Below are 341 nucleotides of genomic sequence, written 5' to 3'. Positions count from 1 at the left end.
TTGCGCCGCGAAATGGCCGGCGGCAAGGGTGGCGAGAAATTCTGGTCGCTTATCCAATCGCTGCGGCTGCATGTCCTGCCCAACACCGCCGGTTGTCACTCCGTCAAGGAAGCCGTCACGACCGCAAAGATGGCGCGCGAGGTTTTTGGCACGAGCTGGATCAAGCTCGAGGTGATCGGCAATCATGATACGCTGCAGCCGGATGTCTTCGGCTTGGTCGAGGCCGCGCGAATCCTGTGCGAAGACGGTTTTGCAGTATTTCCGTACACGACGGACGATCTCGTCGTCGCCGAGCGATTGCTGGAAGCCGGATGCAGGGTGCTCATGCCCTGGTGCGCGCC

The 341-nt window shown here is 61.3% G+C and carries 1 pseudogene; it reads left to right on the top strand.

Annotated features, from left to right (window positions below):
* Nucleotides 1–341: pseudogene (locus tag AC0L16_RS33645) on the top strand (thiazole synthase); the annotation flags it as partial.

The organism is Mesorhizobium sp. WSM4848 (assembly GCF_055811375.1).
This window is presented reverse-complemented; position numbering and strand designations above follow the sequence as displayed.